Below are 11931 nucleotides of genomic sequence, written 5' to 3' on the forward strand. Positions count from 1 at the left end.
TTCCCAGTATGCAACCGGTCATGAATCCGAAATACCCAGGGCTGTCGGTGCGGGTTGCCGATGAAGGCTTTGCGCCGTATATCTGGGGCAGCGACTTCAGTTTCGAGGTTGCCGCCTATGGCGCCGCCGTGATCGGCCAGCCTGTCGAGCAATGGCGGGTGACGCCGATCGTGCCGTACCGCAAGTGCTACGGCATCGATCCGGAGGAATTCAGCGCTTTCCACAACGCGCCGGACAGCGCGATTTTCATGGCCTATCTCGACGATGAGCCGGTTGGCCATCTGGTGATCAGCACCAACTGGAACGGCTTCGCGCATATCGATGAGCTGGCGGTGCATGCGCCGGCCCGGCGCCATGGTGTGGCCAAGGCGTTGCTGGATGTCGCGCAGTTCTGGAGCCGCAAGAAAAAACTGCCGGGGATCATGCTCGAAACCCAGAACAACAACCTTGGCGCTTGTCGGTTGTATGAGCGTTGCGGCTACGTGATTGGTGGCGTGGACCAGTTGCGTTATCGCGGCATTGATCCGAACACCGCCGAAGTAGCGCTGTTCTGGTATCGATTGTTCGATAATCCGCTGGAGAATTCGCTCAGCTCGCCAGCATCGCCTCGGCTTGTTCCGTGACGATGGTGAGCAGAGTCTGAATCGCCGCTGACGGCGCGGCGTGCTTGAAGGTCAGGGCGTAGAGGCTGATCGGTACGGCCGGTGACAGCGGGCAGACATCCAGCCCGGCAGAGCGTGCGCCCAGTGCGGTGAACGGGTCGACGATGGCCAGGCCTTCGCCGGCCTCGACCATGCTGCGCATCATCTGATGGGTTTGCACGCGAGTCTGGATGCTCGCTGCCGGGCGCAACGCCTGGAGTTTGTTTTCCAGCGCCGGGCTCAGCGGGTCCTGGCCTTCGAGGCCGACCATCGTCTGACCGGCCAGGTCCTGCAGGGAAATGTATTTCTGTTTTGGTTGCAGCCAGCCGTGGGGTGCGAGCAGTTGCAGCTTGCCCTGGGAAAGTGGCCGGCAATCAATGTCGGGGTGTTCGGGATCGTGCAGGCTCAAGCCCAGATCGCTTTCGCGCAACAACAGGCTGCGGACGATATCGCGGGTCGGCGCGCTGAGCAGGCTGCACGGTGCATCGGGCAGGCGTCGGCGCAGGGCGGCGAGACTTTGCGGGAGTAATTGTTGCGCCAGCGGCGGTGTGCCGATGATGCGCAGTGGCGGGGCGAGGTATTGCTTGAGGCTGCTGGCCAGGCGTTGCACCGGCTCCAGCGCTTCATAAACGTGGGCGATTTCCACCTGCAACGCTCGTGCTTCCGGCGTCGATTGCAGGCGTCCGCGCACGCTGGCGAACAGCATGAACCCCAACTGACTCTCGGCTTCGCGCAAACGCTCTTCGACCTCGGCCACCGGCAACTGCAACCATTCGGCGGCGGTGCCCAGGTGACCGGTCTGCAAGAGCGCCTGAATCACTTCGATATGACGTAAACGCATGCGTGAAGTCCATGTTCAGCAGGTGGGGTCAGTGGCTGAATCCTACCCCAAGTCTGCGCATATGACTTCTGCTCATAACGGTCAGTTATGAAGCGACGGTTGGCTCAGGCTCGCGGATCAGGGTGATGCCTGACTGAACCAGAAGAAACTCGTTGTCGTTGACCTTGTTGACGCGATCGCCAATGGCCAGTTTGTAAATGGGCTCCGAGCCAGTGGAACCGTCTGCCGACGGGTTGGATTCCTGGAACTCATGCACGGAATAAACGCGGCCTTCCGCATCTCTTGCATGGAACTGACCGACCAGTACTGCTGCCATCTGCTTAGAACCTCTGGAGATAAAACGCTTGATTTGCGGCTTGGTAGACCGCCATCAAGGCCTGTAAGTTTTCCTACAGGAAAAAAATAATCAGCGCGCGGGAATTTCCCATTGTGTGCTGGTGGAATCGTCACCGGATCATCTATAACTACGGGCTCCTCCCACGGACCATCGAGAGTCTTCCATGAGCAATGTCTACAACGTCGCTGTAGTGGTCGGTAGCCTGCGTAAAGCATCGATCAATCGCAAAGTCGCCCTGGCACTGGCGGAGCTGGCGCCGGCGAACCTCAAGCTTGAGATTGTCGAAATTGGCGATCTGCCACTTTATAACGAAGATATCGACGGTGATTCACCGCCGGCAGCCTACAGCACTTTCCGGGAAAAAGTGGGTTCATCCGACGCGGTGCTGTTTGTCACGCCCGAATACAACCGTTCGGTGCCGGCGCCGTTGAAGAATGCCATCGATGTCGGCTCGCGGCCTTACGGCAAAGCTGTCTGGAGTGGCAAACCGGGGGCGGTGATCAGTGTATCGCCCGGCGCCATCGGTGGTTTCGGCGCGAATCAGCATCTGCGGCAGTCGTTCGTGTTTCTCAATGTGCCGTGCATGCAGCAGCCGGAGGCGTATCTGGGCGGGGCGGGTTCGGCGTTTGATGAGGCGGGCAAGTTGAGTGAGTCGGTGAAACCTTTTCTGCAGAGTTTTATCAATGCTTACGGACAATTCGTAGAGCAACACAAGAAGTAAGCTCACCCAAATCCCTGGCACAACAGAGATCCTGTGGGAGCGAGCTTGCTCGCGAAGGGGCCATCAGTCACACATCATGGGTGACTGACAGTCCGCCTTCGCGAGCAAGCTCGCTCCCACAGGTTTTAGTGTTTATCTCTTCTACTTAATTTAAGGCTGTCGCGGATGCTCGCTGCGTCACTGATTTTCCTGCTGACCATCACCCTTGTCATCTGGCAACCCAAAGGCCTTGGCGTCGGCTGGAGTGCGACGCTTGGCGCCGTATTGGCGCTGATTTTCGGCGTCGTTCATCTCAGCGATATCCCGCTGGTATGGCAAATCATCTGGAACGCCACCGGCACCTTTGTCGCGCTGATCATCATCAGCCTGCTGCTTGACGAAGCCGGGTTCTTCAACTGGGCCGCGCTGCACGTGGCGCGCTGGGGACGGGGCAGTGGGCGCAAGCTGTTTGCCTTTATGGTGCTGCTCGGCGCGCTGGTGTCGGCACTGTTTGCCAACGACGGCGCGGCATTGATTCTCACGCCGATCGTGATTTCGATGCTGCTGGCACTGCGCTTTTCTCCGGCGGCGACATTGGCCTTCGTCATGGGCGCAGGCTTCATCGCCGATACCGCGAGCCTGCCGCTGGTGGTGTCGAACCTGGTCAACATCGTCTCGGCGGATTTCTTTCACATCGGCTTCAACCGCTACGCGGCGGTGATGGTGCCGGTGAACTTCGTCAGCGTGGCGGCGACGCTGGGCATGTTGCTATGGTTTTTCCGCCGTGACATTCCGGCGGCTTACGACCCCGAACAACTCGAACATCCAGAGACGGCGATCCACGACAAAGCCACGTTTTATGCCGGTTGGGCGGTGCTGGTGATCCTGCTGATCGGTTGCTTTGCGCTGGAACCATTGGGCATTCCGATCAGTGCGATTTCCGCCGTGTGCGCCGCGCTGCTGCTGGGCATCGCCGCCCGTGGCCACAAGATTTCCACGCGCAAGGTGATGAAAGAAGCGCCGTGGCAGATCGTGATTTTCTCGCTGGGCATGTACCTGGTGGTCTATGGCCTGCGCAATGCCGGGCTGACCGGGTATCTGGCCGGTTGGCTGGATGTCTTCGCCGGTCATGGTGTGTGGGGCGCTGCGATGGGCACCGGGGTGCTGACGGCGTTGCTGTCGTCGATCATGAATAACTTGCCGACGGTGTTGATCGGCTTGTTGTCGATCGATGCCAGTCAGGCCAGCGGAGTGGTCAAGGAGGCGATGATCTATGCCAACGTGATTGGCAGTGATCTGGGGCCGAAGATTACGCCGATTGGCAGTCTGGCCACTTTGTTGTGGCTGCATGTGCTGGAGCGCAAGGGCATTCACATTGGCTGGGGGTATTACTTCCGGGTCGGGATTGTGTTGACGGTGCCGGTGTTGTTGGTGACGTTGGCGGCATTGGCTGTGCGGCTTTCACTTTAAACCGAGTCGCCCCCTTCGCGAGCAAGCTCGCTCCCACAGGGGAATGCATCTCATCTCCCTACATTTGAAATGCAGTCCAAATGTGGGAGCGAGCTTGCTCGCGAAGGGGTCATATCAAACGCCAAAAATCTCAGGCCTGGCCGGGCACATTCGGCCAAAGGTCCGAGACCAGAAACAACCGCTCAGCCTCTTCCCATTCCCCCTGCGCATTCTCGATCAGGCGCACCATCAGCTGTGCCGGTGCCAGCGGCTCCAGGTCTTCCAGCCACATCCGTAAATGCTCCAAAGTCCACGTCTGATCCGCCGGATAATGCGCCGGCGCCAGCCAGGCGTGGCGGGGCAGGGGTTGCCAGCGTCCGGCCGGGCGTTGCGCGACAAACGCCTGCCAATCCTTTTGATGCAACCAGCTACCGCGCAAATGCTGCGGATGCGCACCGCTCGGTGACTCGGACTGCCCCGGCCACGGGTAGAGCAGATATCCGCCCAGCCACAGCTGCGCGCTGAACACCTCGATATCCAGCGCCGCGAGCACTTCGCGACTTTCCGGACGCGCCGAGATCGGCAACTGATGCTCGGCCAGGTGCGCCAGTTTACGATCGAGCCGATCATGACAACCCGGCCCCAGCCACTGCGCCGAATCACGGCCATCGCCATTCTGCGGGCCGAGGTAAAGCTTGATCGCCAGTTCGAGGTGATGCACGCCATCGCGGTCACGCAGCAACATGTCCAGTTCACCGAGGGTGTGGCCCTCGCGGCGGATAGGCAGATTGGCCGCGATCAGTTCAATCCCCGGCGCATGCTCCACGGCAAACTGCCACAGCCGCTCGTAATACAGACCCAGGCGCCGCGTGCGCGCCTGCGACAACCAATGCAGCAGGCCATAACTGTCGCGGTCGAGCTGGCGCAACCAGTGTTCCAGGCGTTCGGGATCGTGCACCCAATCGCTGCCGGCCAGCGGATGGCGCTCCGGCCACGGCGTGCTGGCGAGCATCGGCGGGGCGAGGATCACCCACGCCAGATCGCGCACTTCCGGGTGGCGTAATTGGTGGGGCAACTGGAGCAAGTCGGGAAATAGGATCATCTTGCGAGCATAGCCGTAAACACGAGCGCACCCTTGAGGCTGAAAGGATTTTGTCTAACCGGCGCTTTCGCCCATAATCGGGTTTTTCGCGTTTTCGATTGTCCGCAGAGGTCTCATGGAGCAATTTCGCAATATCGGCATCATCGGTCGCCTGGGCAGTTCCCAGGTGCTGGATACCGTCCGCCGACTGAAACGGTTTCTGCTCGATCGTCACCTGCATGTGATCCTCGAAGACACCATCGCCGAAGTCCTGCCGGGCCACGGCCTGCAAACTTCGTCGCGCAAGATGCTCGGTGAAGTCTGCGACATGGTCATCGTCGTCGGCGGTGACGGCAGCCTGCTCGGCGCCGCGCGGGCGCTGGCCAAACACAATATTCCGGTGCTGGGGATCAACCGTGGCAGCCTCGGCTTCCTCACCGATATTCGCCCGGACGAGCTGGAAGTCGAAGTCGCCAAGGTGCTCGACGGCCACTATCTGGTGGAAAACCGCTTCCTGCTGCAAGCCGAAGTGCGCCGGCATGCCGAGGCCATCGGCCAGGGCGATGCGCTCAATGACGTGGTGCTGCACCCCGGCAAATCGACGCGGATGATTGAGTTCGAGTTGTACATCGACGGCCAGTTCGTTTGCAGCCAGAAGGCCGACGGCCTGATCGTCGCGACGCCGACCGGTTCAACCGCGTACGCGCTGTCTGCCGGCGGGCCGATCATGCATCCCAAGCTCGATGCCATTGTGATCGTGCCGATGTACCCCCATATGTTGTCGAGCAGGCCAATTGTGGTCGATGGCAACAGTGAGCTGAAAATCGTCGTGTCGAAAAACATGCAGATTTACCCGCAAGTCTCCTGCGACGGGCAGAACCATTTCACCTGCGCGCCGGGCGACACCATCACCGTCAGCAAAAAAGCGCAGAAGCTGCGGCTGATTCATCCTCTGGATCACAACTATTACGAAGTCTGCCGCACCAAGCTCGGCTGGGGCAGCAAGCTGGGCGGTGGAGGCGACTGATGCTCGATCCCGCGCGCAGTTATGACCTGATTGGTGACGTGCACGGATGCGCCCTGACCCTCGAACACTTGCTTGACCGCCTCGGTTATCACAAGCAGGGCGGGGTCTGGCGGCATCCATCGCGCATGGCCGTGTTCGTCGGCGACATCATCGACCGTGGCCCACGGATTCGCGAGGCGCTGCACATCGTCCATGACATGGTCGAGGCCGGTCAGGCCTTGTGCATCATGGGCAACCATGAATTCAACGCGCTGGGCTGGAGCACGCCGGCGCCGCCAGGTAGCGGCAAGCAGTTCGTCCGCGAACACACGCCGCGCCATGCGCGCCTGCTGCACGAGACCCTGACTCAATTCGAAGACCATCCCGGCGACTGGCACGATTTCCAGCGCTGGTTCTACGAATTGCCGTTGTTTGTCGATGCCGGACGTTTCCGTGTCGTGCATGCCTGTTGGGATGCCGGCCTGATCGAGCCATTGCGCGCGTTGTTCCCCAATGGCTGCATCGACGAACACTTCCTGCAGGCTTCAGCTGTACCGGACAGCTTTGCCTGCACCGTGTTCGACCGCTTGCTGCGCGGCACCGACATGCGCCTGCCGGATGGTCTGACCATGACCAGCGGCGACGGTCTGGTGCGTTCGTTCTTCCGCACCAAGTTCTGGGAAGACGATCCGAAAACCTACGGCGATATCGTTTTCCAGCCGGATGCACTGCCAGACCCGGTGGCGCAGAAGCCGCTCACGTCCAGCGAAAAAAACAACCTGCTGCGCTACGGCGTCGACGAGCCGTTGCTGTTCGTAGGCCATTACTGGCGCAGCGGCAAACCGGCGCCGATCCGCCCGAACCTCGCGTGCCTGGATTACAGCGCGGTGCTCTACGGCAAGCTGGTCGCCTATCGTCTGGATCAGGAAACCCGTCTGGATCCGCATAAATTTGTCTGGGTCGATGTCGAGCGGCCGGAGGTGCTGCAATGAGTGCGGTAGCGGTATTGCGTCTGCCGTTGGCGGTGGACCTGAGTGGTTTCGTCAAGCTGCTGCAACGCATGCAAGTGCCACATCGCGTCAGCGAAGAGGCCGGCGAACAAGTGCTGTGGGCACCGGCGGAAATCAGCGAAGACGTGCGCTCGTTGTACGAACGCTTCCCGGCGGGTGATCCCGAGCAAACACTGGACATCCCCGTTGCGCAGACCTTCAAGCGGCCGAGCTTTGCCGAGCAACTGAAATACGCCAAGGCCACCGGGTTCATCCTGTTGTTGTGCCTGATCGTTGGCGGGCTGACGTATCTCGGTGAGAACCTGCAAACCCTGCGCTGGCTGACCTTCCTCGATTTTCAGGTAGTCGGCGAGTACATCCATTTCACACCGCTGGCCGACAGTCTGGCGGCGGGGCAGTGGTGGCGTCTGGTCACGCCGATGCTGATCCACTTCGGCATTCTCCATCTGGCCATGAACGGCATGTGGTACTGGGAGCTGGGCCGGCGTATCGAGTCCCGCCAGGGCAGCATCAACCTGATCGGCTTGACGCTGTTGTTCAGCCTCGTTTCCAACTACGCACAGTTTGTCTGGAGCGGCGCGACCTTGTTTGGCGGGCTGTCCGGCGTACTTTACGGTTTGCTCGGGCATTGCTGGATCTTCCAGCTGCTGGCGCCGAACCCGGCCTATCGCCTGCCGCGTGGCGTGCTGGTGATGATGCTGGTGTGGTTGCTGGTGTGCATGTCCGGGCTGATCTCGATGATCGGTTTCGGCGAAATCGCCAACGCCGCCCACGTCGGCGGGTTACTCATCGGATGCTTCACCGGTTTGTTGGGCGGTTTGTATAACCGCCGTAAACTGGCCGCCTAAAATTTTCAGTGAATAAAGAGCACGGAGACCCTGATGTCCTCTTTTAACGACATGATCAACAACATTACCCCAGACATCTACGAGAGCCTGAAACTGGCCGTGGAAATTGGCAAGTGGTCGGACGGTGGCAAACTCACCGCCGAACAGCGCGAGCTGTCGTTGCAGGCGATGATCGCCTGGGAAATCCAGAACCTGCCTGAAGACCAGCGCACCGGTTACATGGGCCCGCAGGAATGTGCATCGAAGTCGATCGAAGTGCCGAACATCCTGTTCAAGTCGGATGCCATCCATTGATCGAGATTGGCCGCGGTGCAATCAGCAAAATGTCGGCGCGCCTGGACGGGCCGAACGTGCAATACGCGTTTCGTCTGGATGACGTCGAAGTGCCGGTCAACCCGTTGATCGGCAGCACGGTGCGTCTGGAATACCTGGGGGCGATCCACTGCACCCATTGCGGGCGCAAGACCAAAACCAGTTTCAGTCAGGGTTATTGCTACCCGTGCATGACCAAACTGGCACAGTGCGACCTGTGCATCATGAGCCCGGAGCGTTGCCACTATGACGCCGGCACGTGCCGCGATCCTGCGTGGGGCGAGCAGTTCTGCATGACCGATCACGTGGTTTACCTGTCCAATTCGTCGGGCATCAAGGTTGGCATTACTCGTGCTACGCAACTGCCGACTCGCTGGATCGATCAGGGAGCGTGTCAGGCGTTGCCGATCATGCGCGTTTCGACGCGGCAGCAGTCGGGCTTCGTCGAGGATCTGTTTCGCGGTCAGGTAGCCGACAAGACCAACTGGCGCGCGTTGCTCAAGGGCGATGCGGTTGCGGTCGATCTGGCACAAGTGCGCGATCAACTGTTCGAGAGTTGCGCTGAAGGTTTGCAAGGCCTGCAAGAGCGATTCGGCCTACAGGCGATTCAGACCATTGCCGATGTCGAACCGCTGGAAATCCGCTACCCGGTCGAGCAATACCCGGCCAAAATCGTCAGCTTCAACCTGGACAAGAACCCGATTGCCGAAGGCACGTTGTTGGGGATCAAGGGCCAGTACCTGATCTTCGATACCGGCGTGATCAATATTCGCAAGTACACGGCTTATCAGCTCGCCGTGCATCAATAAGGACTCCAGCATGCGCACCGAACAACCGAAGATGATTTACCTCAAGGACTATCAGGCGCCCGAGTACCTGATCGACGAAACACACCTGACCTTCGAGTTGTTCGAGGATCACAGCCTGGTGCATGCGCAACTGGTGATGCGTCGCAACCCGGCGCGTGGCCCGGGCCTGCCGCCGCTGGTGCTCGATGGCCAGCAGCTGGAGCTGCTGTCGGTGACCCTGGCCGATAAAGAGCTTGGCGCTGCTGACTATCAATTGTCCGAGAATCATCTGACCCTGCAACCGGCCAGCGAAATCTTCACGGTCGACACCAGCGTCAGGATCCACCCGGAAACCAACACCGCGCTGGAAGGCTTGTACAAGTCCGGCACGATGTTCTGCACCCAGTGCGAAGCTGAAGGTTTCCGCAAGATCACTTATTACCTCGACCGCCCGGACGTGATGAGCAAGTTCACCACCACCGTGGTCGCCGAACAGCACAGCTACCCGGTGCTGCTTTCCAACGGCAACCCGATCGCCTCGGGCCCGGGCGAAGACGGCCGGCACTGGGCGACGTGGGAAGACCCGTTCATGAAACCGGCGTACCTGTTTGCGCTGGTGGCCGGTGACTTGTGGTGCGTCGAAGACACCTTTACCACCATGACCGACCGCAACGTCGCGCTGCGCATTTATGTCGAGCCGGAAAACATCGACAAGTGCCAGCACGCGATGAACAGCCTGAAGAAGTCGATGCGCTGGGACGAAGAGGTTTACGGTCGCGAGTACGATCTGGACATCTTCATGATCGTCGCCGTCAACGACTTCAACATGGGCGCGATGGAGAACAAGGGCCTCAACATCTTCAACTCCAGCGCCGTGCTGGCCCGCGCCGAAACCGCTACCGATGCCGCCCACCAGCGCGTTGAAGCGATCGTTGCTCACGAATACTTCCACAACTGGTCGGGCAACCGCGTGACCTGCCGCGACTGGTTCCAGTTGTCGCTGAAGGAAGGCTTCACGGTGTTCCGTGATTCCGGCTTCTCTGCTGACATGAACTCGGCCACGGTCAAGCGCATTCAGGACGTGGCTTATCTGCGCACCCATCAGTTCGCCGAAGATGCCGGCCCGATGGCTCACGCCGTGCGCCCGGACAGCTTCATCGAAATCTCCAACTTCTACACCCTGACCGTGTACGAAAAGGGTTCGGAAGTGGTCGGCATGATCCACACCTTGCTCGGTGCCGAAGGCTTCCGTAAGGGCAGCGATCTGTACTTTGAACGCCATGACGGCCAAGCGGTAACCTGCGACGACTTCATCAAAGCGATGGAAGACGCCAACGGCGTCGATCTGACCCAGTTCAAGCGCTGGTACAGCCAGGCCGGCACGCCGCGTCTGGCGGTGAGCGAGTCGTACGACGCCGCCGCGAAAACCTACAGCCTGACCTTCCGCCAGAGCTGCCCGGAAACCCCGGACAAAGTTGAAAAACTGCCGTTCGTGATTCCGGTCGAACTCGGCCTGCTCGACAGCCAAGGTAACGAGATTGCTCTGCGTCTGAGCGGCGAAGCATCGGCGCAAGGCACCACCCGCGTGATCTCGGTCACCGAAGCCGAGCAGACTTTCACCTTCGTTGATATCGCTGAACAGCCGCTGCCCTCGCTGCTGCGCGGCTTCTCCGCGCCGGTGAAACTGAGCTTCCCGTACAACCGCGATCAGCTGATGTTCCTGATGCAGCACGACAGCGACGGCTTCAACCGCTGGGATGCCGGTCAGCAACTGTCGGTGCAAGTGCTGCAAGAACTGATTGGCCAGCAGCAGAAGGGCGAGAGCCTGAAGCTTGATCCGCGCCTGGTCTCGGCGCTGCGTACGGTGCTGTCGGATGAGTCGCTGGATCAGGCCATGGTCGCCGAAATGCTCTCGTTGCCGGGTGAGGCGTACCTCACTGAAATCAGCGAAGTGGCGGATGTCGACGCGATCCATATCGCCCGTGAGTTCGCTCGTCAGCAACTGGCGGAAGGTCTGTTCGAAGCGCTGTGGCTGCGTTATCAGGCCAACCGTGATCTGTCGAAGAAAACCCCGTACGTGGCCGAAGCCGAGCACTTCGCCCGTCGCGCGCTGCAGAACATTGCGCTGTCGTACCTGATGCTCAGCGGCAAGCCGGAAGTACTCGCGGCGGCGCTGGAACAGTTCGAAACAGCCGACAATATGACCGAGCGCCTGACCGCGCTGGCGGTGTTGGTCAATTCGCCGTTCGAGGAGCAGAAAGCCTTGGCGCTGGCCAGTTTCGCCGAGCACTTCAAGGACAACCCGCTGGTGATGGATCAGTGGTTCAGCGTGCAGGCCGGGAGCACTTTGCCGGGCGGGCTGGAGCGGGTGAAAGCGTTGATGCAGCATCCGGCGTTCAACATCAAGAACCCGAACAAGGTGCGTGCGCTGGTCGGCGCGTTTGCCGGGCAGAACCTGATCAACTTCCACGCGGCGGATGGCTCGGGTTATCGCTTCCTCGCGGATCTGGTGATCGAGCTGAACGGCTTCAATCCGCAGATCGCTTCGCGCCAACTGGCGCCGCTGACGCGCTGGCGCAAATATGACGATGCGCGTCAGGCGTTGATGAAAGGCGAGCTGGAGCGGATTCGGGCGTCGGGGCAGTTGTCGAGTGACGTGTTTGAAGTGGTGAGCAAGAGTCTGGCTTGATGGTGTGTTGGAGCCGGTGTTCCAGCTGTGGACCGGCCCTCACCCTAACCCTCTCCCAGTGGGAGAGGGGACTGACCGAGGTGTCTTTGCGCTATACACCGACCTGAACGACCGAGTCGAACTCAGGTTTTGAACAACACGAAGATCGGCTCCCTCTCCCCCTCGCCCCCCCTGGGGGAGAGGGCTGGGGTGAGGGGGTAGGGCTTACGCATCACCATAAAACCCAAGC

Annotated in this window: 12 protein-coding genes; 9 read left to right on the top strand and 3 right to left on the bottom strand. The window is 60.2% G+C overall.

The window, feature by feature from the left end; genetic code table 11:
- Window positions 1–8 precede the first annotated feature (8 nt).
- Window positions 9–623, top strand: coding sequence for a GNAT family N-acetyltransferase (locus tag GTU76_RS16795; RefSeq protein ID WP_102899182.1), 615 nt, complete (start codon window positions 9–11; stop codon window positions 621–623).
- On the opposite strand, the gene GTU76_RS16800 is transcribed toward GTU76_RS16795, so the two are convergent.
- Together GTU76_RS16800 and GTU76_RS16805 are read right to left on the bottom strand one after the other, a co-directional pair.
- A complete protein-coding gene (locus GTU76_RS16800) occupies window positions 589–1482 on the bottom strand; it encodes a LysR family transcriptional regulator (RefSeq protein WP_180699119.1) in 894 nt (297 codons plus the stop codon). The two genes, GTU76_RS16795 and GTU76_RS16800, sit on opposite strands and share 35 nt — an antisense overlap.
- Before the next feature lie 85 nt (window positions 1483–1567).
- On the bottom strand, window positions 1568–1798 hold the full coding sequence (locus GTU76_RS16805) for a hypothetical protein (protein ID WP_016987131.1): 231 nt from the start codon (window positions 1796–1798) through the stop codon (window positions 1568–1570).
- Window positions 1799–1982: 184 nt separating this feature from the next.
- On the opposite strand from GTU76_RS16805, the gene GTU76_RS16810 reads away from it, so the two are divergent.
- Both GTU76_RS16810 and GTU76_RS16815 read left to right on the top strand, forming a co-directional pair.
- Window positions 1983–2540, top strand: a complete 558-nt coding sequence (locus GTU76_RS16810; RefSeq protein WP_007910565.1) for an NADPH-dependent FMN reductase — start codon at window positions 1983–1985, stop codon at window positions 2538–2540.
- 165 nt (window positions 2541–2705) lie between these two features.
- Complete coding sequence (locus GTU76_RS16815) at window positions 2706–3989, top strand: arsenic transporter (RefSeq protein ID WP_116029626.1); 1284 nt, start codon at window positions 2706–2708, stop codon at window positions 3987–3989.
- 130 nt (window positions 3990–4119) lie between these two features.
- On the opposite strand, the gene GTU76_RS16820 is transcribed toward GTU76_RS16815, so the two are convergent.
- The gene (locus GTU76_RS16820; protein ID WP_180699120.1) at window positions 4120–5070 is read right to left on the bottom strand and encodes a DUF1853 family protein; all 951 of its coding nucleotides are present in this window, start codon (window positions 5068–5070) and stop codon (window positions 4120–4122) included.
- A gap of 115 nt (window positions 5071–5185) precedes the next feature.
- On the opposite strand from GTU76_RS16820, the gene GTU76_RS16825 reads away from it, so the two are divergent.
- Genes GTU76_RS16825 through pepN form a run of 6 tightly spaced genes read left to right on the top strand, consistent with a single transcriptional unit; the run spans window position 5186 to window position 11702 of the window.
- Complete coding sequence (locus GTU76_RS16825) at window positions 5186–6076, top strand: NAD(+) kinase (protein ID WP_003224174.1); 891 nt, start codon at window positions 5186–5188, stop codon at window positions 6074–6076.
- Entirely contained in the window at window positions 6076–7047 is a 972-nt protein-coding gene (locus GTU76_RS16830) for a metallophosphoesterase (protein ID WP_093430727.1), read from the top strand. The genes GTU76_RS16825 and GTU76_RS16830 overlap by 1 nt, the downstream gene beginning before the upstream one ends.
- Complete coding sequence (locus GTU76_RS16835) at window positions 7044–7913, top strand: rhomboid family intramembrane serine protease (protein WP_134178147.1); 870 nt, start codon at window positions 7044–7046, stop codon at window positions 7911–7913. The genes GTU76_RS16830 and GTU76_RS16835 overlap by 4 nt, the downstream gene beginning before the upstream one ends.
- Window positions 7914–7946: 33 nt before the next feature.
- Entirely contained in the window at window positions 7947–8207 is a 261-nt protein-coding gene (locus GTU76_RS16840; protein WP_007919229.1) for a YeaC family protein, read from the top strand.
- A complete protein-coding gene (locus GTU76_RS16845; protein WP_180699121.1) occupies window positions 8204–9034 on the top strand; it encodes a DUF2797 domain-containing protein in 831 nt (276 codons plus the stop codon). Before GTU76_RS16840 ends, GTU76_RS16845 begins: the two co-directional genes overlap by 4 nt.
- Before the next feature lie 10 nt (window positions 9035–9044).
- Window positions 9045–11702, top strand: coding sequence for an aminopeptidase N (gene pepN / locus GTU76_RS16850; protein ID WP_180699122.1), 2658 nt, complete (start codon window positions 9045–9047; stop codon window positions 11700–11702).
- Window positions 11703–11931: the final 229 nt, after the last annotated feature.

Origin of the sequence: Pseudomonas crudilactis, from assembly GCF_013433315.1 — a bacterium.
Taxonomy (GTDB): Bacteria; Pseudomonadota; Gammaproteobacteria; order Pseudomonadales; family Pseudomonadaceae; genus Aquipseudomonas; species Aquipseudomonas crudilactis.

Bases quoted from the DNA above. Each gene is read 5' to 3' on its own strand.
- GTU76_RS16805 (WP_016987131.1), bottom strand. From the start codon at position 1,798: ATGGCAGCAGTACTGGTCGGTCAGTTCCATGCAAGAGATGCGGAAGGC.
- GTU76_RS16830 (WP_093430727.1), top strand. From the start codon at position 6,076: ATGCTCGATCCCGCGCGCAGTTATGACCTGATTGGTGACGTGCACGGA.
- GTU76_RS16835 (WP_134178147.1), top strand. From the start codon at position 7,044: ATGAGTGCGGTAGCGGTATTGCGTCTGCCGTTGGCGGTGGACCTGAGT.
- GTU76_RS16810 (WP_007910565.1), top strand. From the start codon at position 1,983: ATGAGCAATGTCTACAACGTCGCTGTAGTGGTCGGTAGCCTGCGTAAA.
- pepN (WP_180699122.1), top strand. From the start codon at position 9,045: ATGCGCACCGAACAACCGAAGATGATTTACCTCAAGGACTATCAGGCG.
- GTU76_RS16825 (WP_003224174.1), top strand. From the start codon at position 5,186: ATGGAGCAATTTCGCAATATCGGCATCATCGGTCGCCTGGGCAGTTCC.
- GTU76_RS16820 (WP_180699120.1), bottom strand. From the start codon at position 5,070: ATGATCCTATTTCCCGACTTGCTCCAGTTGCCCCACCAATTACGCCAC.
- GTU76_RS16815 (WP_116029626.1), top strand. From the start codon at position 2,706: ATGCTCGCTGCGTCACTGATTTTCCTGCTGACCATCACCCTTGTCATC.
- GTU76_RS16800 (WP_180699119.1), bottom strand. From the start codon at position 1,482: ATGCGTTTACGTCATATCGAAGTGATTCAGGCGCTCTTGCAGACCGGT.
- GTU76_RS16840 (WP_007919229.1), top strand. From the start codon at position 7,947: ATGTCCTCTTTTAACGACATGATCAACAACATTACCCCAGACATCTAC.
- GTU76_RS16795 (WP_102899182.1), top strand. From the start codon at position 9: ATGCAACCGGTCATGAATCCGAAATACCCAGGGCTGTCGGTGCGGGTT.